21 protein-coding genes and 1 pseudogene are annotated in these 23,594 nt (G+C 70.3%); 20 read left to right on the top strand and 2 right to left on the bottom strand.

Features of this window, described 5'->3' with window-relative positions; all coding sequences use genetic code 11:
• Positions 1-70 precede the first annotated feature (70 nt).
• The 11 genes and pseudogenes from fabG (at position 71) to FQY83_RS09975 (ending at position 11,010) form a co-directional block, all read left to right on the top strand.
• A complete protein-coding gene (fabG, locus tag FQY83_RS10025; RefSeq protein ID WP_146387577.1) occupies positions 71-817 on the top strand; it encodes a 3-oxoacyl-ACP reductase FabG in 747 nt (248 codons plus the stop codon).
• A 188-nt stretch (positions 818-1,005) separates the two neighbouring features.
• Entirely contained in the window at positions 1,006-1,245 is a 240-nt protein-coding gene (acpP, locus tag FQY83_RS10020; protein WP_146387575.1) for an acyl carrier protein, read from the top strand.
• A gap of 180 nt (positions 1,246-1,425) precedes the next feature.
• On the top strand, positions 1,426-2,664 hold the full coding sequence (gene fabF, locus FQY83_RS10015) for a beta-ketoacyl-ACP synthase II (protein ID WP_146387573.1): 1,239 nt from the start codon (positions 1,426-1,428) through the stop codon (positions 2,662-2,664).
• Between the two features lie 64 nt (positions 2,665-2,728).
• Positions 2,729-3,424 (top strand): hypothetical protein, encoded by a 696-nt coding sequence (locus tag FQY83_RS10010; RefSeq protein WP_146387572.1) that lies wholly within the window; start codon positions 2,729-2,731, stop codon positions 3,422-3,424.
• Positions 3,418-4,767: pseudogene (locus FQY83_RS10005) on the top strand (aminodeoxychorismate synthase component I); the annotation flags it as partial. The gene FQY83_RS10010 and the pseudogene FQY83_RS10005, both read left to right, overlap by 7 nt.
• A 200-nt stretch (positions 4,768-4,967) precedes the next feature.
• Entirely contained in the window at positions 4,968-6,023 is a 1,056-nt protein-coding gene (gene mltG / locus FQY83_RS10000) for an endolytic transglycosylase MltG (RefSeq protein WP_146387568.1), read from the top strand.
• A complete protein-coding gene (gene tmk / locus FQY83_RS09995) occupies positions 6,020-6,673 on the top strand; it encodes a dTMP kinase (RefSeq protein WP_146387566.1) in 654 nt (217 codons plus the stop codon). The genes mltG and tmk overlap by 4 nt, the downstream gene beginning before the upstream one ends.
• Complete coding sequence (locus FQY83_RS09990) at positions 6,670-7,620, top strand: DNA polymerase III subunit delta' (RefSeq protein WP_146387564.1); 951 nt, start codon at positions 6,670-6,672, stop codon at positions 7,618-7,620. Before tmk ends, FQY83_RS09990 begins: the two co-directional genes overlap by 4 nt.
• The gene (locus FQY83_RS09985; protein WP_146387562.1) at positions 7,617-7,976 is read left to right on the top strand and encodes a PilZ domain-containing protein; all 360 of its coding nucleotides are present in this window, start codon (positions 7,617-7,619) and stop codon (positions 7,974-7,976) included. The genes FQY83_RS09990 and FQY83_RS09985 overlap by 4 nt, the downstream gene beginning before the upstream one ends.
• On the top strand, positions 7,976-9,058 hold the full coding sequence (locus tag FQY83_RS09980; protein ID WP_146387560.1) for a DUF4380 domain-containing protein: 1,083 nt from the start codon (positions 7,976-7,978) through the stop codon (positions 9,056-9,058). Before FQY83_RS09985 ends, FQY83_RS09980 begins: the two co-directional genes overlap by 1 nt.
• 254 nt (positions 9,059-9,312) lie before the next feature.
• On the top strand, positions 9,313-11,010 hold the full coding sequence (locus FQY83_RS09975; protein ID WP_146387558.1) for a tetratricopeptide repeat protein: 1,698 nt from the start codon (positions 9,313-9,315) through the stop codon (positions 11,008-11,010).
• A gap of 248 nt (positions 11,011-11,258) precedes the next feature.
• On the opposite strand, the gene FQY83_RS09970 is transcribed toward FQY83_RS09975, so the two are convergent.
• Entirely contained in the window at positions 11,259-13,334 is a 2,076-nt protein-coding gene (locus FQY83_RS09970; RefSeq protein ID WP_146387556.1) for a 3-hydroxyacyl-CoA dehydrogenase NAD-binding domain-containing protein, read from the bottom strand.
• Positions 13,335-13,559: 225 nt separating this feature from the next.
• Between FQY83_RS09970 and rpoE the strand changes: the two genes are divergently transcribed.
• The 9 genes from rpoE to recO all read left to right on the top strand — a co-directional run bounded on the left by rpoE (position 13,560) and on the right by recO (position 22,760).
• Positions 13,560-14,174 carry an RNA polymerase sigma factor RpoE gene (rpoE, locus tag FQY83_RS09965; protein WP_146387553.1) on the top strand — a complete coding sequence of 205 codons (615 nt, stop codon included), beginning with the start codon at positions 13,560-13,562 and terminating at the stop codon, positions 14,172-14,174.
• Positions 14,171-15,142: an RseA family anti-sigma factor gene (locus FQY83_RS09960; RefSeq protein ID WP_146387551.1), complete on the top strand. Its 972-nt coding sequence runs from the start codon at positions 14,171-14,173 to the stop codon at positions 15,140-15,142. The genes rpoE and FQY83_RS09960 overlap by 4 nt, the downstream gene beginning before the upstream one ends.
• A gap of 106 nt (positions 15,143-15,248) precedes the next feature.
• On the top strand, positions 15,249-16,802 hold the full coding sequence (locus tag FQY83_RS09955; protein WP_146387549.1) for a Do family serine endopeptidase: 1,554 nt from the start codon (positions 15,249-15,251) through the stop codon (positions 16,800-16,802).
• A gap of 188 nt (positions 16,803-16,990) precedes the next feature.
• A complete protein-coding gene (gene lepA / locus FQY83_RS09950) occupies positions 16,991-18,784 on the top strand; it encodes a translation elongation factor 4 (protein WP_146388122.1) in 1,794 nt (597 codons plus the stop codon).
• 132 nt (positions 18,785-18,916) lie between these two features.
• Positions 18,917-19,711 (top strand): signal peptidase I, encoded by a 795-nt coding sequence (gene lepB / locus FQY83_RS09945; protein WP_146388121.1) that lies wholly within the window; start codon positions 18,917-18,919, stop codon positions 19,709-19,711.
• 61 nt (positions 19,712-19,772) lie between these two features.
• Positions 19,773-20,159, top strand: a complete 387-nt coding sequence (locus tag FQY83_RS09940; RefSeq protein ID WP_146387547.1) for a DUF4845 domain-containing protein — start codon at positions 19,773-19,775, stop codon at positions 20,157-20,159.
• Positions 20,146-20,826, top strand: coding sequence for a ribonuclease III (gene rnc, locus FQY83_RS09935; RefSeq protein WP_146387545.1), 681 nt, complete (start codon positions 20,146-20,148; stop codon positions 20,824-20,826). The genes FQY83_RS09940 and rnc overlap by 14 nt, the downstream gene beginning before the upstream one ends.
• Before the next feature lie 106 nt (positions 20,827-20,932).
• Positions 20,933-21,868 carry a GTPase Era gene (gene era, locus FQY83_RS09930; RefSeq protein ID WP_146387543.1) on the top strand — a complete coding sequence of 312 codons (936 nt, stop codon included), beginning with the start codon at positions 20,933-20,935 and terminating at the stop codon, positions 21,866-21,868.
• A 142-nt stretch (positions 21,869-22,010) separates the two neighbouring features.
• Positions 22,011-22,760, top strand: a complete 750-nt coding sequence (gene recO / locus FQY83_RS09925) for a DNA repair protein RecO (RefSeq protein ID WP_146387541.1) — start codon at positions 22,011-22,013, stop codon at positions 22,758-22,760.
• Between the two features lie 87 nt (positions 22,761-22,847).
• On the opposite strand, the gene FQY83_RS09920 is transcribed toward recO, so the two are convergent.
• Entirely contained in the window at positions 22,848-23,573 is a 726-nt protein-coding gene (locus FQY83_RS09920) for a response regulator (protein ID WP_238333458.1), read from the bottom strand.
• Positions 23,574-23,594 lie beyond the last annotated feature (21 nt).

Here is a 23,594-nt window from a genome sequence, read left to right as displayed (position 1 = left end):
TGACCCGTTTTTTCCAATCACCAATCACGAATCACGTATCAGCAGCAAACGAAACAACGGGACCCCAGACATGACCGACATCCTCAAGGGCGAGATCGCCCTCGTCACCGGCGCCAGCCGCGGCATCGGCGCCGCGATCGCCGATACGCTGGCGGCGCAGGGCGCGACCGTCATCGGCACCGCGACCTCGGAGGCGGGCGCGCAGGCGATCGCCGAACGGCTCAAGGCGCACGGCGGCGGCCACGGCCGCGTGCTCGACGTGTCGAAGGCCGGCCAGGTCGAGGCGCTGGTCGAGGCGATCGGCAAAGAGATCGGCCCGCTCTCGATCCTCGTCAACAACGCCGGCATCACCCGCGACGGCCTGCTGATGCGCATGGGCGAGGAGGACTGGCAGGCGATCCTCGACACCAACCTCACCAGCGTCTACCGCGCCTGCAAGGCCGTTATGCGCGGCATGATGAAGGCGCGCAAGGGCCGCATCATCAACATCGCCTCGGTGATCGGCGTCACCGGCAACGCCGGCCAGACCAACTACGCCGCGGCCAAGGCCGGCATCATCGCCTTCAGCAAGTCGCTGGCCAAGGAGATCGGTTCGCGCGGCGTGACCGTGAACGTGGTCGCGCCCGGCTTCATCGAGACCGACATGACCGCCGCGCTGCCGGAGGATGCGAAGAGCGCGCTGGTCGGCCAGATCGCGCTCGGGCGCCTCGGCCAGGCGGCCGACATCGCCAGTGCGGTCGCCTTCCTCGCCGGCCCAGGCGCCGGCTACATCACCGGCGAAACCATCCACGTCAACGGCGGCATGTACATGCCCTGAGGGCCCCCGATCCGGGCGCTCGCGGCATCGTCGTGACACGCCCTAAGTTGCCGATTCCTAAGGAAATGCGTGACCGGCTCCCCGGTCCGCGTCCGAGCACCGGGGTGGCGCTGCGGCAACGCGCTATCCTCGCCCCGGTCGAGCCTTTACACTAACCACCGTAACAGCCTCCGCGGAGCCTATAGCCAATGAGCAGCATCGAAGAACGCGTCAAGAAGATCGTGGTCGAACAACTGGGCGTCAAGGAAGAGGAAGTCAGCGCCAGCGCTTCCTTCGTCGACGACCTCGGCGCGGACTCGCTCGACACCGTCGAACTGGTGATGGCGCTCGAAGAAGAGTTCGAGTGCGAGATCCCCGACGAGGAAGCCGAGAAGATCACCTCGGTGCAGCAGGCGATCGACTACATCAAGGCCCACGTCAAGGCGTGACGCCCGGCGGCCGTGCGCCTGGCCGACCGTGGCCGGGCGTGGCCGCGCAGTCGATCCGACCGTCGATCCGTTGACCGGTTCGACCTGAAACAACCCGGGGCCGCATTGCGGCCTCGCGCGTTTTGCGGTGGCCGCGCGGGTGCGCGCGGCGCCATGAATGCATCGAGGAGAAAGCCGACCATGTCCAAGCGTCGCGTCGTCATCACCGGCATCGGCATCCTGTCGCCACTCGGCAACGACCTGGCGTCGAGCTGGGACGGCATCGTCAACGGGCGCTCCGGGATCGGCCCGATCACGCATTTCGATGCGTCCGCCTTCGCCACCCGCATTGCCGGCGAGGTCAAGGGCTTCGATGCCGCGCAGTGGGTGCCGGCGAAGGACGTCAAGAAGATGGACCCCTTCGTCCACTACGGCGTCGCCGCGGCGCTGATGTCGATTGCCGATGCCGGGCTGGAGATTTCCGGCGAGGCCGCCGAGCGCATCGGCGTGGCGATCGGCGCCGGCATCGGCGGCCTCAAGGGCATCGAGGACACCGCGATCAAGTACCACGAGGGCGGCCCGCGCAAGATCTCGCCGTTCTACGTGCCGAGCACGATCATCAACATGATCTCCGGCCAGGTCTCGATCATGACCGGCGCCAAGGGCCCGAACATCGCCGCGGTCACCGCCTGCACCACGGCCACGCACAACCTCGGCCTGGCCGCGCGCATGATCCAGTACGGCGACGCCGACGCGATGATCGCCGGCGGCGCCGAGTTCGCGACCACGCCGACCTCGGTCGGCGGCTTCTGCTCGATGAAGGCGCTGTCCACGCGCAACGACGCGCCGGAGCAGGCCTCGCGGCCGTGGGACAGGGACCGCGACGGTTTCGTCATGGGCGATGGCGCCGGCGTGCTGGTGCTGGAGGAATACGAGCGCGCGAAGGCGCGCGGCGCGCGCATCTACGCCGAACTCGCCGGCTTCGGCATGAGCGGCGACGCCCACCACATGACCGCGCCGAGCGAGAACGGCGAGGGCGGCGCGCGCTGCATGGTCGCCGCGATCCGTGACGCCGGCATCGACCTGTCGCAGGTCGGCTACATCAACGCCCACGGCACCTCGACGCCGCAGGGCGACCTGGCCGAGACCATGGGCATCAAGAGCGTGTTCGGCGCGCATGCGTCGAAGCTGATGGTCAGTTCGACCAAGTCCATGACCGGCCACCTGCTGGGTGCGGCGGGCGGCGTCGAGGCGGTGTTCTCGGCGATGGTGATCCATGCCGGGGTGATTCCGCCGACGATCAACCTCGACAATCCTTCGGAGGGTTGCGATCTCGACTACGTGCCGCATACGGCGCGCGAGGCGAGGGTGGATGTGGCGCTGTCGAATTCGTTCGGGTTCGGGGGGACGAACGGGACGCTCGTGTTCAGGCGAGTCTGAACGCTTCCCGGCCTGCGATCGTGCTTCGGTCTGCTCCCTCCTCCGCTTGCGGGGGAGGGTTGGGGTGGGGGCGCTTTTGATCGTCGCTTTTTCCGGGATCCAAGAGCAAAAGCGTTCCGTCCGCCTGCGGCGGCCGGGTTCATTTCTTTTGCTGGCCCAAAAGAAACGAACCAAAGAAAAGGGCCTTCCTCGACAAGGCAAACCTGCCGTCGGCAAGTTCGACGGGATTTTTCGACACGGCATCCCTGCCGTGGCGAAAAACGGCGGGCATCTATGCCCGCCGCCCTCAGGGTCTCCATGCATCGTGGCTGCCGAACCAGTACGGCCGTTTGCAGAAGCGCCTTCAGGCGCGACTGTTTCCGGCGCCGTGGAACTCCCGGTCGCGGCTGAAGCCGCTCCCACAACAGCCAAGTACTGTCATTTCGAGCGTAGCGAGAAATCCAGGCTTGGTCGCGCGAGATTCCTCACTGCGTTCGGAATGACAGCCTGCGTTTCCCTTGGAAGCCGCACAGTCTCCAGACCCGTAGGGCGCCGCACATGGATGTGCGGCGTTTTCCGCCACGGCAGGGATGCCGTGTCGGAAAATCCCCTCACACTCCCCGCTCGCGGATTCGCCCTGTCGGGGAAAGCGTTTTTCTTTGGTTCGTTTCTTTTGACGCTCATCAAAAGAAATGAACCCGCCGAAGGCGGAAGCTTTTGCTTTTGGCCGATGCACGAATCCAGACCCACCACACCGAAAGGCGGGAAAGCCAAGTGCTGATCACCCGCCAACTCTCCCCCGACACCGACCTCCTCTCACTGCACCGGGTAGCCCCCACCCGCTACCCCCTCCTGCTGCAGTCGGTCGCCCACGGCACCGCGCACGCCCGCTGGGACCTGCTGCTCGCCAGCAACGGCGAAGCGCTCGAACTCGGCCGTGACGGCGCCACGCGCAACGCCGCCGGCGAAGTCCTCGAAGGCGGCTTCCTCGACGCACTCGACGCGGCATGGCGCGACATCCGCCTGCCGCGCGAGGAACCGCGCTGGCCGTTCCGCGGCGGCTGGGCCCTGCTGCTCGGCTACGAACTGGCCGCGCAGGTCGAACCGGTGCTGCGGCTCCCGCAGGCGGAAGGACGCCTCCCGGTCGCGCGCGCCCGGCGCTGTCCCGCCGCGGTCCTGCGCGACCATGCGAGCGGTGAATGCATCGCCGTCGCCGAGACCGGCTTTGACGCCCTGCTCGACGCGATCGCATCCGACCTCGCCGCGGCGCAGCGCCTGCCTGGCTTCGCCTCCTGGCAGCCGCCGCAGGCGCTGGACGAGGACCCGCCGCAGGCGTTCACGGACGGCGTCGCACGCATCCTCGACTACCTCGTCGCCGGCGACGTGTTCCAGGCGAACCTGTCACGAGGCTGGCGCGCGCGCTTCGATCGCGCGCCCGATCCCGCGGCCCTGTATGCGCGCCTGCGCGAGGCCAATCCCGCGCCGTTCGCGGGACTGTTCGCGGGCGAGGGCTGGGCCGTGGTCAGCGCCTCGCCGGAGCGGCTGGTGTCGGTGCGCGGCGAGGTGGTCGAGACGCGTCCGATCGCCGGCACCCGGCCGCGCTTCCCCGGCGACGACGATGCCGCGCGCATGCGCGAGCTGATCGGCCATCCCAAGGAGCGCGCCGAACACGTGATGCTGGTCGACCTCGAACGCAACGACCTCGGCCGCGTCTGCACGCCGGGCAGCGTCGAGGTCGACGAACTGATGACGATCGAGAGCTACGCCCACGTGCACCACATCGTCAGCAACGTGCGCGGACGCCTGCGCGCGGACGCGATGCCGGGCGAGGTGATCGCGGCGGTGTTCCCCGGCGGCACCATCACCGGCTGCCCGAAGGTGCGCTGCATGCAGATCATCGCCGAGCTCGAGCGCAGCGGCCGCGGCGCCTATACCGGCGCGATGGGCTGGCTGAACCGCGATGGCGATCTCGACCTCAACATCCTGATCCGCAGCGCCGAGCTCGAGGGCGCGCAGGCGCGCTTCCGCACCGGCGCCGGCATCGTCGCCGACTCCGACCCGCAGCGCGAACTCGACGAGACCCGGGCCAAGGCGCGCGGCATGCTCCAGGCGTTGTATCCGGCGGGCGAGAGCGGGGAAAGAGGCGCCGAACAGGCGTCGTCATCCCCGCGAAGGCGGGGACCCAGTGTCGTTGGCTTTCAAGAACCTGAAGACACTGGATCCCCGCCTTCGCGGGAATGACGGGCAACAAACGGGCTTGCCGATGGCGTTCCCAAGGTATCCTGAGCCGATGACGATCCATTCCCCTTCGATGGAGCCGCGGCATGGCCGCTAGCGGCTGGCGCTGGCGCGGCCTCGGCCTGTTCTTCGTGCTGTCGGCGCTGCTGGCCGGCGGTGCCGCGTACTGGCTGTACGACCGCTACACGGGCTTCGCCGACGCGCCGCTGCCAGGCCTGGAGGCCGGTGATACGCTACTGGTCGAGCGCGGCGATTCGTTCAAGCGCGTGCTGTCGAAGCTGCGCGAGGCCGGCGCGCGCGAGGGTCATGAGCTGGAGTGGCAGGCGCTGGCGAAACAACTGGGCGCCATCGGCCGCGTCCAGGTCGGCGAGTACGCGCTCGACCCCGGGCTGACGCCGCGCATCCTGCTCGAACGCCTGCGCGACGGCCGCATCGTCAGCTACCGATTCACCCTCGTCGAGGGCTGGAACATCCGCGAGCTGCGCGCGGCGCTGGCGAAGGCGACGCCGCTGGTGCAGACCCTCGGCGAACTCGACGATGCCGCGCTGATGGCCGAGCTCGGCCACGCCGGCGTGCATCCTGAAGGCCGCTTCCTGCCGGAAACCTACGTCTACACGCGCGGCGACAGCGACCTCGACCTGCTGCGCCGCGCCAACGAGTCGCTGGAGCGCGCGCTGCAGGCGGCCTGGGAATCGCGCGTCGCCGACCTGCCGCTGGAGAACGCGGAGGAAGCGCTGGTGCTGGCCTCGATCATCGAGAAGGAGACGGGCATCGCCGAGGAGCGCCCGCAGATCGGCGGCGTGTTCGTGCGCCGGCTGAAGCTGGGCATGCGCCTGCAGACCGACCCGACCGTGATCTACGGCATGGGCAGCAACTATGCCGGCAACATCCGCCGCGCCGACCTGCTGGCCGATACGCCCTACAACACCTACACCCGCGACGGCCTGCCGCCGACGCCGATCGCGATGGTCGGCGTCGATGCGATCCGCGCCGCGACCAACCCGGCCGACGGCGACGCGCTGTATTTCGTCGCGGTCGGGGACGGCAGCGGCCGCCACGTGTTCTCGCGCACGCTCGACGAGCACAACGCCGCGGTGCGCGAGTACGTGCGCCGCTACCGCGAACGGTTCGGGCCCAGATGAGCGGCACGACGAACGCGCTGCCGTCCCATCCGCGCTTCGTTTCGCTGGAAGGCGGCGAGGGCGCCGGCAAGACCACGGTGCTCGACGCCCTGCGCGCGGCGCTGCGCGAGGGCGGCGACGAGGTCGTCAGCACCCGCGAGCCGGGCGGCACGCCGCTGGCGGAGATGATCCGCGGCCTGCTGCTCGATCCTTCGCACGAACCGCCCTCGGCCGATGCCGAGTTGCTGCTGATGTTCGCCGCCCGCGCCCAGCACGTGCGCGAGACGATCCTGCCTGCGCTCGAACGCGGCGCCTGGGTGCTGTGCGATCGCTTCACCGATTCCAGCTATGCCTACCAGGGCGGCGGCCGCGGGCTCGACGTGGCCTGGATCGCCGAACTGGAGCGCCGGGTGGTGGGCCTGCAGCCGGGGTTGACCCTGCTGCTCGATGTCGACGTCGCCCGCGGCCGCGAGCGCGTGCGCGGCCGCGACCTCGCGCCCGACCGCATCGAATCCGAGCGCGACGAATTCTTCGAGCGCGTGCGCGCGACGTATCGCGCGCGCGCCGCCGCGCAGCCGCAGCGTTTCCGCGTCATCGATGCCTCTCGGCCGGCCGCCGAGGTCGCGGCCGAAGCGGTGCGCCAGCTGCAGGCCTGGCGGGCAGGCGCATGAGCGACAGCCTCGCCCCCTGGCAGCAGCGCGCGTACGAGCATGCGGCCGCGACCCTCGCTGAAGGCCGCCTCGGCCACGCGCTGCTGATCTGCGGCCCAGCGCAACTGGGCAAGCGCAAGGTGGCCGAGCGGCTCGCCGCGCACCTGCTCTCCGCGCACGAACCGCGCGCCGCGCACCTGCTCGAGGCCGGCACCCATCCCGACTTCCACGTGGTCACGCGGCAGCTCAACAAGGAAGGCACGAAGCTGCGCAGCGAGATCGTGATCGAGCAGATCCGCGAACTGTCGGAGAAGCTGTCGCTGACGCCGCAGTACGGCGGCGCCCAGGTCGCGATCGTCGACCCCGCCGACGCGATCAACCACGCCGCCTGCAACGCGCTGCTCAAGACGCTGGAGGAACCGCAGCCGGGCCGCTACCTGTGGCTGCTCGCGTCGAACCCGTCGCGATTGCCCGCGACGATCCGCAGTCGCTGCCAGCGGCTCGAATTCCGGCTGCCGCCGCGCGACGAAGCGCTGGCGTGGCTGCGCGCGCAGGGCCATGCGGACAAGGTCGCGCTCGAAGCGCTCGACGCCGCGCGCGGCCATCCCGGCCTGGCCGACGCCTGGCTGCGCGACGGCGGCATGGCGCTGCGCAGGGACGTGGCCGGCGACCTCGCGAAACTCGCGCGCGGCGAGGCCGCGCCGATCGAAACCGCGCAGCGCTGGGTCGCCGACGACGACGCGGCGCTGCGCCTGCGCCACGCCGCCGACCTCGCGCTCGCCGAGGCCGCGGGCTTGACCGATCCCGCGCGAATCCGGAAGCTGGCGGCATGGTTCGACGCGGCCAACCGCACCCGCGACCTGTTGCGGACGACGGTGCGCGCCGACCTCGCGGTGGCGGAGCTGCTGCTGGCATGGCGCGGACGGGACGCACAGGGCGCCGGGACAGGATCGAGGGGTTACCGATGAGCAGCACCGCGGGCGGCGCACGACAGGGCATCCTGTCGCTGGCGCTGAAGGACAAGTCGGCGCTCTACAGCGCCTACATGCCGTATCTCAAGCACGGCGGCATCTTCGTGCCCACGCCCAAGCGCTATTTCCTCGGCGACGAGGTCTTCCTGCTGCTGACCCTGCCCGAATCCGGCGACCGCCTGCCGGTCGCGGGCAAGGTGGTCTGGGTCACGCCCACCGGCGCGCAGGGCGCGCGCACCGCCGGCGTCGGTGTGCAGTTCGCCGACACGCCGGAAGGCGAAACGGTGAAGAACCGGATCGAGACCCTGCTCGCGGGCACGCTGTCCGCGGAGAAGCCCACCAACACCATGTGATGGCGACGGGCCGGCGCAAGCGGACGCGTTCCCTGCCGGCCATCGCCTGGTCGCTTGCCGCGGGGCTGTCGCTGGCGGCGTCCGCGGCACCTTCCACCGAGCGCCTGCGGCTGGACGACGGCCACCTGCAGGTCGAGGTCGCGCCCGCGCTGGGCGGGCGCATCGTCCACGTCTCGCTGCCGGGCCGCGCCAACCTGCTCAAGGTGGGCGAGGCCGTGGCCACCCAGCCCGATCCGGTGCCCGAGGCGGACGGCGACAACATTCCGTACTTCGGCCATGAGCTGTGGACCGGCCCGCAGTCGCGCTGGTGGCTCGACCAGGGCGTGAACCCGGCGCGCCGCGCCGCCGCCGCGCAGTGGCCGCCGGACCCCTGGCTGGCGCATGCGCGCAACCGCGTGCTCGAACAGGCGCCGGACCTCCTGGCGCTGGAAGGCGTGACGAGTCCGGTCAGCGGACTGCAGGTGCGGCAGTCGTTCCGCCTGCGGCCCGATGCGCCGGGCACGCTGGAGCTGACGGCAGAAGCGGTGAACATGCGCGATCGCGAGGTGCGCCGTGACCTCTGGTTCAACACGCGCCTGCCGGCCGGTAGCCGGGTGTTCGTTCCGGTCGCCGAACCGGGGCAGGCGCGCCTGCGCGCCGATGTCGACCACACTTACGCCGGCCCCATTGCATGGTGGCGGGACGGCCTGTATTCGCTCCAGCTCGATCCGCCGCCGGCCGGGAAGACGGGGCGGCGCGGCAAGATCTTCATCGCGCCGTCCGCGGGCTGGATCGCCGGATTCAGCGCCGGACAGCTGCTGCTGATCCGCTTCGAGCGGCAGGCCGACGAGACCATCGACCCCGAACACGGCCAGGTCGAGCTCTACCTCGACTGGCACCACGCCGATCCCGCGGCCGGCGTGCTGGAGCTGGAAGTGCACGCGCCGATGCGCACGCTGGCGCCGGGCGAGGCGATGCAGGCGCGCGAGACCTGGACCGTGCTGCCCTACGACGGGCCGGACGAGCTGGAGGCGCAGCGCGCCGCGCTGGAGTCCGCGCTGCGCGATTCCGGCCAATCGCAGGATCCGGCCCGCCCACTGTAGGAGCGCCTTCAGGCGCGCCACCCGACGATCCGGTGACTCCGCAGGTCGCGGCTGAAGCCGCTCCTACACGGCACGGGACGGGTCAACGGGCGTCATGGCCCGGCCAGCCGGGCGCATACTCGGCCGATGGCCCACGAGCGCCCGATTCGGCGTCTTGCAGTGTGTACGGGGTCCGACGGCCGGGAGTCGTCGCGGGCGTGCCGGCTCGCCCGCCGCCGCAACCCCCTCCAGCGAATCCAACGGAGGTCATGCCCATGAAGACCCGCTCCCTGATGCTGGCAAGCCTGGTCGCGTCGCTGGCGCTGAGCGCATGCGATCGTTCCGCTGCACCTGCCGCCGGCGCTGCGGCCCCGGAGGTTTCGCCGCCGGAAATGGCGATGGTCGGCGCGCACCTGCTCGAAGGCCTCGGCGACTACCGCTTCGAGGTGACGACGCAGCATCCCGAGGTGCAACGCTGGTTCGACCAGGGGCTGATGCTGACCTACGGCTTCAACCACGACGCCGCGGAACGTTCGTTCCTCAAGGCCGCCGAACTCGATCCGGAATGCGCGATGTGCTGGTGGGGCGCGTCGCTGGTGCTGGGACCGCACGTGAATGCGGCGATGGATCCGGCCGACAACGCCGACGCCTGGCAGCGGCTGCAGCGCGCGCGCGAACTCGCGCCGAACGCCAGCGAGCGCGAGCAGGCCTTCATCACGGCGCTGTCGGCGCGCTACGCCGAGGATCCGCCGGAAGACCGCAGCGCCCTCGACGCCGCCTACGCCGAGGCCGCCCGCGAGTTGGCGCGCGCGCGGCCCGACGACCCCGACGCCGCGGTCTTCCTCGCCGAGGCCCTGATGGACCTGCAGCCTTGGGACTACTACGACGAGCAGCTGCGCCCGAAGGGCCACACCGCGGAAGTGGTGCGGACGCTGGAATCGGTGATCGCGCGCGATCCCGACCACGCCGGCGCGCTGCACCTGTACGTGCACGCGGTCGAAGCCTCTGCCGATCCGCAGCGCGGCGTCGCCGCCGCCGACCGCCTGCGCACGCTGGTGCCCGGCTCAGGTCACCTCGTGCACATGCCCGCGCACATCTACGCGCGCGTCGGCCGCTGGCACGACGCGGTGGTCGCCAACCAGCGCGCGATCGAGGCCGACGACGCCTACCTCGCGCTGTGCCGCGGCAACTCGGGCGGCGTCTATCCGCTGGGCTACGTGCCGCACAACCATCACTTCCTGTGGTTCGCCGCGAGCATGGAGGGCAACGCCGAACTGGCGAAGGCCTCGGCCGAGGCCACCGCCGAGCGCACCGACCTGCAGGAGCTGATTCGCGAACCAGGCTTCGCCGGCCTGCAGCACTACTGGCTGACGCCGTGGTTCGACCGCGTGCGCTTCGGTCGCTGGAACGAGATCGCCGGCGTGGCGAATCCCGGGCCCGACCTGCCCTACGTCACCGCGATCTGGCACTACGCGCAGGCGATGGCGGCCGTCCGCCAGCAGCGGCTGGATGCCGCCGAGCAACACCTGGCCGCGCTGCGCCCGCTCGCCGCGGATCCGGCGATGGACGAGCTGATGGTCTGGGACCGCTATCCGCTGGCCCATGCCGCGCGCATCGCCGAACGCACGGTGACGGCGGAACTGGCCGCGGCGCGCGGGCAGTTCGACGACGCGGTGGCGGCGCTGCGCGAGGGCGTGGCGATCGAGGACGTCATTCCCTACGACGAACCGCCCGGCTGGCACGCGCCGGTGCGGCAGACGCTGGGTGCGGTGCTGCTCGAGGCCGGGCGCGCCGCCGACGCCGAAGCGGTCTATCGCGAGGAACTGCGGCGCAATCCCGGCAACGGCTGGTCGCTGTTCGGGCTGGCCAAGAGCCTGGAGGCACAGGGCAAGCCGGAGGCGGCGGATGCGTCACGGGAGTTCGCTGCGATGTGGCAGGGGAGCGATGTCGAGCTGGGCTCGTCGCGGCTGTAGTGCCGCAGCGTGGCGGCAGCCGGTTTTATTCGCCGTGCCACGTGAATGTTCAAGGTCGTCATCCCCGCGAAAGCGGGGATCCAGTGTCTCTGAAGTCAAAGCAAAATGGATGACCAGCCTTCGGCTGTTGAAAAACGCTTCCCGCTTTCGCGGGGATGACGATTGAGGGATACGGAGACCTTACGCACGCACGCCGCAAGATTCCTCGCGGTGCTCGGAATGACAATTCCGTACCGCACGGAAATCAATCAGTTCACGGTGTTTGACGATTGCCGCAGAGCCGGGTTGTCCCAACCCGGCCGCGGCGCAAACCGCTCACCGTATTTCGCCTGCAGCGCCTTGAGCTTGCCGAGCAGCACATCGACCCCGGTTTCACGGATGGTCTGGATCGGGCCGCCGCGGAACGGCGCGTAGCCGGTGCCGAAGATCACGCCCGCGTCGAGCAGGTCGCCGTCCTCGACCACGCCCTCGTGCAGCGCGGCCACCGCCTCGTTGAGCAGCGGCAGGATCAACCGGTCCTCCAGGTCGTCCGGCGCCCGGTAGTCCTTCGCCACCTCGGGCTTCTTCGGCTTGCCGTTCTCCCAGGCGTACAGGCCCTGGCCGTCCTTCTTGCCGCGCTTGCCCGGTTCCGGCGGATTCGCCAGCGCGGGCGGGATCTGCAGGCCGAGGAAGGGCGCGAGTTCCTGTCCGACGCCGTAGGCGACGTCGAGGCCGACGGTGTCGATCAGTTCGATCGGCCCCATCGGCATGCCGTATTTCACCGCGGCCCTGTCGATGACCGGGCCGGGCACGCCCTCCGAATAGGCCAGCGCCGCTTCGAGCATGTACGGGAACAGCAGGCGGTTGACCAGGAAGCCCGGCGTGCCGGCAACCGGCACCGGCAGCTTGTCGATCGCCTTGCAGAACGCGGCCAGGCGCTGCTCGGTCGATTCCGCCATCGCGTCGTGGCGCACGATCTCGACCAGCGGCATCAGCGCCACCGGATTGAAGTAGTGCAGGCCGGCGAACTGCGCCGGGCGCGCGATATGCCCGCGCAGTTCGGTCAGCGGGATCGACGAGGTGTTGGTGGTCAGCAGTGCGTCGGGCTTGAGCCGTGGCTCGACGCTGCCGTACAGCTCGCGCTTGGCGTCGGCGTTCTCGATGATCGCCTCGATCACCAGGTCGGCGTCAGCCACGCCGTCGCCGGCGAGATCGGACCTGAGCCGCGCCGCGACCGCCGGCCGCTTCGCCTCGTCCTTGACCTTCTTCGCGAACAGCTCCTGCGCCCGCGACAGCGCGCCGTCGATGTATTGCTGCTCGCGGTCCTGCAGCGTCACCTCGAAGCCCTTGTAGGCCGACCAGGCGGCGACGTCGCCGCCCATCACGCCGGCGCCGACCACGTGCACGCGGGTGATGCCGTGCGGATCCCGGCCGCCCAAGCCCTTGAGCCGCTCCTGCAGGAAGAACACGCGCGTCAGGTTGCGCGCGGTCGGGGTGCCGGCCAGCTTCACCACCGACTTCTGCTCGGCCTTGAGCAGCGCCTGGATGCCGCCGCCGCTGCGCCGCCAGGTCTCGATCAGCGCGTACGGCGCCGGGTAGTGGTCCTTGCGCGCCTTGCGCGCGACCTGCTTGACCAGCATCGGCGCCAGCAGCTGCCGTGCCGGCCAGGTGTTGGTGAACCAGCCGAGGAAGCGCTGCCTGAACGGGCGCTGCGCGCCCTTGAGCGCGAGGTCGGCTGCGGCATCGATCAGCAGCGCCGGTTCGACCACTTTGTCGACCACGCCCATCGCCTTCGCCGACGCCGCCGACAGCGTGCGCCCGGTCAGCATCACGTCCATCGCCGCCGGCGCGCCGACCAGCCGCGGCAGGCGCACGCTGCCGCCCCAGCCGGGGTAGATGCCCAGCTTCACTTCCGGCAGGCCGATGCGCGTGGACGGGTCGCTGCTGGCGACGCGGTAGTCGCAGGCCAGCGAGATCTCGGTGCCGCCGCCCATGCAGAAGCCGTGGATCGCCGAGACCGTGGGGCAGGGCAGCTCGGCCAGCCGTTGGAAGACCTGCTGGCCGCGGCGGATCGAATCGGCGATCGTGCCCTTGCGGTCGAACTCGGCGAACTCGCGGATGTCGGCGCCGGCGATGAAGCCCTTGTCCTTCGCCGAGCGCAGCACCAGGCCCTTGGGCGGGTCCAGCGCCAGCCGCTCGAGCAGCGCCTCCAGCTCCAGCAGCACGTCCTGGGCGAAGGTGTTGACCGATTCGCCGGCGCGGTCGAACGACAGCACCAGCACGCCGTCCGGGCGCTGCTCGACCTGCCAGTGGCTGAAGCGCAGTCCATCGAGGCCAGCGATCATGCGGGACCATCCGTTAGGGTATGGGGAGCCCTTTATGATCCCGGGGTTGTTTCGTCGCCGTCAAATCGGCCCCCTGAACGTGACCGCGGCCCGGCGCCGCGCGGCATGGCTTGCGGCAGGGGCCGGGCGCCCCCAGATGGAACAGACTCGGGGACGGAACTTTCACCCCTGCCGAAGGTCACAGGTCCCGGTCACAAGGCCGGGCGAGAAGGAGCGCCAGGCCCGATGGCCGAGATCGACACCCAACAACTGGACCTGGAGCTGGTCAAGCGCGTGCAGCGCGGCGACAGCGCGGCCTTCGACCTGCTGGTGCGCAAGTACCAGCACCGGATCGCGGCGCTGATCGGGCGCTACGTGTCCGACTGGAGCGAGGTCCAGGACGTCGCCCAGGAGACCTTCATCCGCGCCTATCGCGCGATGGGCAACTTCCGCGGCGACGCCCAGTTCTACACCTGGCTGCACCGGATCGCAGTGAACACCGCCAAGAACCACCTCGTCGCCGGCAACCGCCGCCCGCCGGGCGCCGACATCGACGTCGAGGACGCCGAGCAGTTCGACGCCGGCATCCGCCTGCGCGACGGCGACACGCCCGAACGTGAACTGATGCGGCAGCAGCTGGAACAAACGGTGATGCGCGCGGTCGAAGCACTGCCCGAGGAGCTCAGACTCGCGATCACGCTGCGCGAGGTCGACGGCCTGAGCTACGAGGAGATCGCCGAGCGCATGGGCTGCCCCATCGGCACGGTGCGGTCGCGCATCTTCCGGGCGCGCGAGGCGATCGACCACGAGATGAGGCCCCTGTTGGACAGCGATACCAGAGCGGAGCGTGCGGCACGATGACCCCCGTCGAAGACAACGAAGCGATGCAGATCGGCCCGGACCCGGACAAGCTGTTCGTGTACCACCGGCAGCAGCTGTCGGCGATGCTCGACGGCGAACTGTCGCCGGACGAGGCGAAGTTCATGCTGCGCCGGCTGCAGCACGACGGCGAACTGGCGGCGTGCTGGGAGCGCTGGCAGGTCTGCGGCGACATGCTGCGCGGCCAGCGCAACACCCTGCTGCCCGGCGACTTCGCGCAGCGCGTGGCGCTGGCGGTGACCGGTGGCGGCGACGCATCCGGGCAGGCCGCGGCGCCGGAGCGGGTCGCCCGCCCGCGCTTCGCGCGCTGGGGCGGCGGCGCGGCGATCGCCGCCTCGGTCGCACTGCTGGCCGTATTCGCAAGCCGGCCGCTGCCGGAACCGGGCGCGCTGCCGGACGAGGCCGCGCCGGCGCCGCTGGTGGCCGCGTCCTCCACGCCCGCCGTGTCGCCCGCCATCGAACAGATCGCCGTGGCGCAGCCTGCCGTCGCCGATGCGATGGCCGACGCCGGCGAGCCTGCGCCGGCCGCGCCGTCGCCTGATGCCGCATCCGCGCTTGCCGCCGCGGTGGCCGTGGCCGAAGTGCCGCGGCGCGCGTCGGAGCGGCGCGCACGCGCGCAGTCGCAGCGTGCGGCCAGCAACCGCAGGCAGCAGGCGATCAGCGAGGTCCCGGCGACCGTGACCGTCGCCGCCAACGATGCCGCCGTCCCGGTGATCCGCCTGCCGGAAGACGCCGCTGCCGGCGATCCCTTCGCCATGCCGCAGTCGGCGACCGCGCGCCCCTGGCCGCGCGCGCTGCTGTCCGCGGGCAGCAGCTTCTCCGTCGCCGACGGCCGCCTGCAGCCGCGGGAAGCCGAGTTCGCGCCGTTCCGGCCCGACGCCGGCCTCCTGCCCTGGCGGCAGGCGATGCCCGCCGCGGAACCCGCGCAGGCCGGGGCGGCCCAGCCCTGAGCGTCGTCGCCCGCGAAGGGGGATGGGGCGGCCGCGATGCCATCGTCCCGCCTCCGAGTTTGATGTCCCCATTTCCACGCCACGCTTTGTCGAGGGTCCGGTCCCGATGAAAACCCCGCTGCATGTCTTCGCCCTGATCCTGCTCACCTCCGCCGCGACCACCGCGGTGGTGCTGCCGATCGCCACCGCCCAGCCCTCGTCGGACCCGCAGTCCGCGGCCGTGCCGCTGGCCGGGCAGGCGACCGCCGTGCCGGCCACGCCACTGGTCAGCGGCCTGCCCGATTTCACGCGGCTGGTCGAACAGGTCGGCCCGGCGGTGGTGAAGATCGACACCACGGTGGGCGGGCGCGCGGGCGCGCGTCGCGGCACGCAGTCGCCGGACGAGGAACTCGGCGAGGACCAGATCCCGGAGATCTTCCGCCGCTTCTTCGGCCCGGGCTTCCAGATGCCGGGGCCAGGCGGGCAGGGTACCGTGCCGCGTGGCCGCGCGATGGGCACCGGCTTCCTGATTTCAGACGATGGCTATGTGCTGACCAACCACCACGTCATCGACCGGGCCGACGAGGTCAAGGTTACCCTCAGTGATCGTCGCGAATTCACCGCCAAGGTGGTCGGCAGCGACGAGCGTTCCGACGTCGCCCTGCTCAAGATCGAGGGCAAGGGCCTGCCGGTGCTGCGCACCGCCAACGGCTCGGCGGTGAAGCCGGGGCAGTGGGCGGTGGCGATCGGTTCGCCGTTCGGCCTCGAACAGTCGGTGACCGCCGGCATCGTCAGCGCGGTCGGGCGCAGCAATCCGTACGCGAACCAGCAGTACGTGCCCTTCATCCAGACCGACGTCGCGATCAACCAGGGCAACTCCGGTGGCCCGCTGCTCAACACCAGCGGCGAGGTGATCGGCATCAACTCGCAGATCTTCAGCAACTCCGGCGGCTACATGGGCGTGAGCTTCGCGATCCCGATCGACGTGGCGATGAACGTGGTGGACCAGCTGAAGAAGACCGGGCGGGTGCAGCGCGGACAGCTGGGCGTGATGTTCTCGCGCGACTCCATCACTACGGAGGAGGCGCGGGGCTTCGGCCTGCCCGATACGCTCGGCGCGCTGGTGACCGAAGTCGTGCCGGGCAGCCCGGCGGAGAAGGTCGGCATCGAACCGGGCGACGTGATCCGCAGCGCCGACGGCGTGGTGATCCGCCAGCCGGGCGACCTGCCGCCGATCGTCGGCAACAAGGTGCCGGGCACCAAGGTGAAGATCGTGGTGTTCCGCGAGGGCCGCGAGCGCACCTATGACGTGACCCTGAGCGAACTCGACGACAGCGCGGTGGCGGGCGGCGCCGCGCCGCGCCCGGGCGCGCCTTCGAACGCGCCCGCCTCGGGCGCCAACGCGCTCGGTCTGGCGACGCAGGACCTCACCGACGCCCAGCGCCGGCAACTCGGCCTCGATGCGAAGGAAGGCGTGGGCATTGCGCGGGTCGAAGGCGCGGCCGCACGCGAGGCGGGACTGTCGCCGGGCGACGTGGTGCTGCGCGTCGGCCGTACGCCGGTCGGCAGCGTTGCGGCGCTCGACCGTGAACTGCGCGGCGTGAAGCCTGGGCAGACGGTGATGCTGCTGGTCCGCAGCAGCGGCGGCGGCAGCCGCTTCGTGGCGATCACGCCGGAATAGGGCGGGTCCCGACCCGCCGCTTCCTCGTCCTCGCCTGCCGCGCCGATGCGGAGGGGCGGTCCCGGCGCACGATGCCGGGCCGCAGGGCGGGTTTGGGCATTGCCGGGGGCGGGCCCGGGCCCGCCCTATGCGATAATCTCCGGCTGTCCTGACGACGGTACGGCCGCCGCCACTCCATGTCCGATCCGATGCGGCTGATCCGCAACTTCTCCATCATCGCTCACGTCGACCACGGCAAGTCGACGCTGGCCGACCGCATCATCCAGATCTGCGGCGGGCTCGAGGCCCGCGAGATGGAGGCGCAGGTGCTCGACTCGAATCCGATCGAGCGCGAGCGCGGCATCACCATCAAGGCGCAGTCGGTATCGCTGCCGTACAGGGCGGCCGACGGCAACACCTACCAGCTCAACTTCATCGACACGCCCGGCCACGTCGACTTCAGCTACGAGGTCAGCCGCTCGCTGGCCGCGTGCGAAGGCGCGCTGCTGGTGGTCGACGCGGCGCAGGGCGTGGAGGCGCAGTCGGTCGCCAACTGCTACACCGCGGTCGAGCAGGGCCTGGAAGTGGTGCCGGTGCTCAACAAGATCGACCTGCCGACCGCGGACATCGACCGCGCCAAGGGCGAGATCGAGGCGGTGATCGGCATCGACGCCTCCGACGCGGTCGCGGTCAGCGCCAAGACCGGTCTCAACGTCGAACAGGTGCTGGAGGCGATCGTCCAGCGCATCCCGCCGCCGCAGCCGCGCGACACCGACAAGCTGCAGGCGCTGATCATCGATTCTTGGTTCGACAACTACCTTGGCGTGGTCTCGCTGGTGCGGGTGATGCAGGGCGAGATCGTGCCGGGCCAGAAGATGCTGGTGATGTCGACCGGGCGCACCCACCAGATCGACAACGTCGGCGTGTTCACGCCCAAGCGCAAGGTCACCGCGAAGCTCGGGGCCGGCGAAGTGGGCTGGATCACCGCCAGCATCAAGGACGTGCACGGCGCGCCGGTCGGCGACACGCTGACCCTCGCCGCCGATCCCGCGCCGAAGCCGCTGCCCGGTTTCCAGGAAATGCAGCCGCGCGTGTTCGCCGGCCTGTTCCCGGTCGACGCCGAGGACTATCCGGACCTGCGCGAGGCCCTGGACAAGCTGCGCCTCAACGACGCCGCGCTGCGCTTCGAGCCGGAAAGCTCCGAGGCGATGGGCTTCGGCTTCCGCTGCGGCTTCCTCGGCATGCTGCACATGGAGATCGTGCAGGAGCGCCTGGAGCGCGAGTACGACCTCAACCTGATCACCACCGCGCCGACCGTGGTCTACGAGGTGCTGCTGACCGACGGCGCCGTGGTGCCGCTCGACAACCCGGCCAAGCTGCCGCCGGTGAACAAGGTCGAGGAGATCCGCGAGCCGATCATCCGCGCCAACATCCTCACCCCGCCGGACTACGTCGGCAACGTGATCACGCTGTGCGAAGAGAAGCGCGGCAACCAGATCGGCCTGCAGTACCTGGGCAGCCAGGTGCAGATCAGCTACGAACTGCCGATGGCCGAGGTGGTGCTGGACTTCTTCGACCGGCTCAAGTCGGTGAGTCGCGGCTACGCCTCGCTCGACTACCACTTCCTGCGCTTCGACGCCGGCCCGTTCGTGCGCGTGGACACGCTGATCAACGGCGACAAGGTCGACGCGCTGTCGATCATCGTCCACCGCAGCCACGCCGACCGCCGCGGCCGCGAGCTGACCGAGCGGATGAAGGAGCTGATCCCGCGCCAGCAGTTCGACGTCGCGATCCAGGCCGCGATCGGCTCCCAGGTCATCGCCCGCACCACGGTCAAGGCGCTGCGCAAGAACGTGCTGGCCAAGTGCTACGGTGGCGACATCAGCCGCAAGAAGAAGCTCCTCGAGAAGCAGAAGGAGGGCAAGAAGCGGATGAAGCAGGTCGGCCGGGTCGAGATCCCGCAGGAGGCGTTCCTCGCCGTGCTGCAGGTGGACAACAAGTAGGGGCCCCAACAGAATGTCGTTCCGGCGCAGCGAGGAATCCCGGTAAATCAACAGCGTGGATTTCTCGCTACGCTCGAAATGACAGGTGTTGAGGTTCCTTGAAGGCGTTTTGAAGAGGACTGGCGTGACATGATGAAATGGTTCGAAGTCGCGCTGGTCGTGCTGACCTTCGCCACCGGCATCACCTGGCTGCTGGATCGGCTGTTCTTCGCGAAACGGCGCGCGCAGCGGGCCGGGCTGCTGGAAGAGAAGGAGCCGGTGCTCGTCGACTACGCGCGGGCGTTCTTCCCGGTGCTGTTCGTGGTGCTGATCCTGCGCAGCTTCATCGCCGAGCCGTTCCGGATCCCGTCGAGTTCGATGATGCCGACCCTGCTGATCGGCGACTTCATCCTCGTCAACAAGTTCAGCTACGGCATCCGCCTGCCGATCACCAACAAGAAGGTGATCGCGCTGGGCGAGCCGCAGCGCGGCGACGTGGTGGTGTTCCGCCCGCCGCACCATCCCGACCAGGACTGGATCAAGCGCGTGATCGGCCTGCCGGGCGACGTGGTCGCCTACCGCGACAACACGGTCTACGTGAACGGCGAGCCGTTCGCCTACGGCCCGGCGCAGCCCTACGAGGGCGTCGGCCGCGGGCGCGAGATGAGCGGCGCCGGCCTGATTGACGAGAGCATGCCCGGGCGCACCCACCAGGTCCTGGAGACCGAACGCTACGGCGGCTTCGACCCCGGGGACGGCGAATGGCGGGTGCCGGCGGGCGAGTATTTCGTGATGGGCGACAACCGCGACCGCAGCGACGACAGCCGGTTTTGGGGTACGCTGCCCGAGAGCCAGCTGCGCGGCAAGGCGTTCCTGGTCTGGATGAACCTCGACTCCAGCGCGCCGGGCTGGGTCGACTGGGGCCGGATCGGCGGCAGCATTCCGTAGGGCCGGGACGGACGGCTGTCAGGGCGAACCGGCGACCACTGCATCACTGGGGGATCGAGGCATGAATACGCGTCGCAAGCAGGGCGGCATCACGCTGCTGGGGTTCGTCATCGTCGCGGCGGTGGTGGGCTTCTTCATCTACATCGCCATCAAGCTGTTCCCGATGTATTCCGAGTACTACGGCGTGAAGTCGGCGCTGAAGGGGCTGGCCGCCGAGCCGGGCGTCGGCAACTACGAGCCCCGCCGGATCAACGACCTGTTCTTCCGGCGCCTGTACGTGAGCTATTCGAAGAACGTCAAGCAGGAGCACGTCAAGCTCACGCGCATCGACGGCGGGTGGCAGATGGACGTGCAGTACGAAGTGCGTACGCCGCTGGTCGCCAACCTCGACGTGGTCGGCAAGTTCCACGCGACGCAGAACCTGATCCGAAGCGGTGAGGGCAACTGATTCCACCGGCGATGGGTTCGCCGGCCATGTCTTTGCCGACCCGGGCCTGCTCGAACAGGCCCTGACCCACCGCAGCGCCGGTGCGCCGCACAACGAACGCCTGGAATTCCTCGGCGACGCCGTGCTCGGCCTGGTCGTGGCCGAAGCGCTGTACGCGCGCTGGCCGAAGGCGGACGAAGGCTCGCTGACGCGCGCGCGCGCCGAGCTGGTGCGCGAATCGGCGCTGGCGGCGGTGGCGCGCCGGCTCGAGGTCGGCGAGCGGCTGGTCCTGGGGCCGGGCGAGATGAAGTCCGGCGGCCACCGGCGCGACTCGATCCTGTCCGACGCGCTGGAAGCGGTCATCGGCGCGATCTACCTCGACGCGGGGTTCGAGGCCTGCCGCCGCGTCGTGCTGTCACTGTTCGAGGATGCGGTGTCCGCGGTGCCGGCCAGCAAGGTCGGCAAGGACGCCAAGACCCGCCTGCAGGAATGGCTGCAGGCCCGGCAGAAGCCGCTGCCGCAGTACGAGCTGCAGGCGGAGGCCGGCGAGGAGCACGCCCGCGTGTTCGTGGTGCGCTGCGTGCTGTCCGATCCCGAGGCGGCGGCCGAGGGCGAGGGCGGCTCGCGTCGCGCGGCGGAGCAGGCGGCGGCAGCGGGGGTGCTGGAGTTGCTGGGGGCGGCGGAGTGAGGGCGGGCTGGTAGTTGATCGTTGGTGGTTCGCGGTGGGTACGCCGCCGCTGTTTTCTTGCCACCAGCCACGAACCGGCAACCGCCAACTGTCCTAGAATCGCGTCATGTCGCAACCCCCTCCCGCCGCGCACCACGCCGGCCATGTCGCCGTCATCGGACGGCCCAACGTCGGCAAGTCCACCCTGGTCAACGCGCTGGTGGGCGCGAACGTCAGCATCGTGTCGAACCGACCGCAGACCACGCGCCACCGGCTGCTCGGTATCGCCAGCGTGCCCGGTGGGCAACTCGTGCTGGTCGACACGCCCGGCCTGCACCGCGAGGGCGGCAGGCTGGCCTCGTCGGCGCTCAACCGGGTGCTGAACCGGGCGGCGCGCGGCGCGCTCGAAGGCGTCGACGCGGCCGCGCTGGTGGTCGAGGCCGGACGCTGGGACGAGGAGGACGCGCTGGCCTACGACACCCTGCGCGCCAGCGGGCTGCCGGTGGTGCTGGTGGTCAACCAGGTCGACCGCGTCGCCGACAAGGCGAGCCTGCTGCCGTACCTGCAGCGGATCAACGAGGGCCGCGAGTTCGCCGCGTTGCATCCGGTGTCGGCCCTGAAGCGCACCGGCCTCGACGCGCTGGTCGCCTCGCTGCTGGCGCAGTTGCCCGAACAGCCGCCGCTGTACGGCGAGGACGAGATCACCGACCGCAGCCAGCGCTTCCTCGCCGGCGAACTGGTGCGCGAGCAGCTGATGCGCCAGCTCGGCGCCGAACTGCCGTATGCCACGACGGTGGAGATCGAATCGTTCACCGAGGAACCGTCGCCGAAGGCGGGCGTGATGTACCGCATCGGCGCGGTGATCTGGGTCGAGCGCGAGGGCCAGAAGGCGATCGTGATCGGCAAGGGCGGCACGCGCCTGCGCGACATCGGCAAGCGCGCGCGCGAACGCATGGAGCAGTTGTTCGACGCCAAGGTGTTCCTGCAGACCTGGGTGCGCGTGCGCGAAGGCTGGTCCGACGATGAGTCGGCGCTGCGCAGCCTCGGCTACGGGGATTCGTGAGCGGGGCGTTTCCCGTGTCGAGCCGGCACATCGCCTGTAGGAGCGGCTTCAGCCGCGACCGGGCGTTCGACGTGGCCGATTGCGATCGCGCCTGAAGGCGCTCCTAAGGTTTGCGGGCCGGAGCAACGGACGTTTCCCGAACATGCGCTACACCGCCGAACCTGCCTACGTCCTGCATGCCCGCCCATGGCGCGAAACCAGCCTGCTGGTCGACGTGCTCAGCCAGGCGCACGGTTGCTTCGGCGTGATCGCGCGCGGCGTGCGCGGGCCGCGCAAGCAGGCGCAGTTCGCGGCGCTGCAGCCGCTGCAGCATGTCCGCCTCGAAGCCGTGCAGCGCGGCGAGCTGGCGTACCTGTCCTCAGTCGAGGCGCTGGATGCGCCGCCGCTGCTCGCCGGCCACGCATCGCTTGCCGCGTTCTACGCCAACGAACTGCTGTTGCGCCTCGCGCCGCGGCAGGACCCGCATCCGGAGCTCTACGCGCTGTACGGGCAGATGCGCGCGCGCCTGCGCGACGCGAACGACCTGGCGTGGACGCTGCGGCGCTTCGAACGCGACCTGCTCGGGGTGCTCGGCGTCGGCTTCGATCTCGCCTGCGACGGCGACGGTGAGGCGATCGATCCTGCCGCGCGCTACCGTCTGGACGCGGAACACGGGCCGCGCCGCGTGTTCGGCGAACGCGTGGGCGAATCGCGGGGCCGCTACGCCACCGGCCGCGCGCTGCTCGCGCTCGGACTGGACCGCAAGCCGGAGGCCGGCGATCTCGACAGCCTGCGCCACGCGATGCGCGAGGTGCTCTCCCAGCACCTGGGCGCCCGCGGGCTGAAATCGTGGCAGCTCGCGGCCGACCTGGGCCGGCTGTCGGCGTCGCGCAAGGCCGATGCCGGTCCGTGATCAGGAAACCGGGATGATGCAGGAGCGGCTTCAGCCGCGACCTTCCACGTTCGACGGGTCGCGGCTGAAGCCGCTCCTGTATTGGCGTCAGGACGGCGGCAGCGTGTCCTGGACAACTGCAAGGAAGGCCTGCAGCGCAGCATCGGACGACGGCGCATCGCGCAGCTTCGCCGCGGCGGCCTCCAGCCTCGCCGCGCCGACGAAACCGCAGCCCGCGCGCAGTCGATGCAGCGAGGCGCGGATGGCGTCGGCGTCGCCGTCACCCGCGGCCGCGGCGACGGCATCGCGCACGCCGGGCAGTTCCGCGAGGAACAGTGTGCGCAGCGCGGCGACGTTGCCGGCATTGCCGGCGAGCGCGGCGAGCGCCCGGTCGTCGTCCCACGTCGGAATGCCGTACAGGTCGACGGTCGCTTCTCCCGCGATGGCGCTGCGGGCAGGCGAAGCCCACGGAGTTCCGTCCAGTGCGAGCCGGATCGCAGCCATCCACGCCTCCGCCGACAGCGGCTTGGCGACGGTGGCGACGAAGCCAGCGGCCATCAGCGCATCGTGTTCCCCGCGTTCGTGGGAAGCGGTGTGCGCGATCGCCGGCGTGGTCAGCCTGCGTGCGCGCAGGCGGGCCAGCAGCGCGGCGCCGGTGCCGTCGGGCAGGTTGGCGTCGATCAGCCACAGCGCGTGCGCGTGGCGGGCGGCGAGCGTGGTCGCCTCGGCCATGCTGCCGGCGACATCGACTTCGGCCGGCAGGGCCTCGGTCGCGGCCTGCAGGAATGCCCGGCTCGTGGGGTCGTCCTCGACCAGCAGGATCCTCGGATTCACCGTCGCCTCCCTGCGCAGGGG

Origin of the sequence: Luteimonas marina (assembly GCF_007859325.1) — a bacterium.
GTDB classification, from domain to species: domain Bacteria; phylum Pseudomonadota; class Gammaproteobacteria; order Xanthomonadales; family Xanthomonadaceae; genus Luteimonas; species Luteimonas marina.
This window is presented reverse-complemented; position numbering and strand designations above follow the sequence as displayed.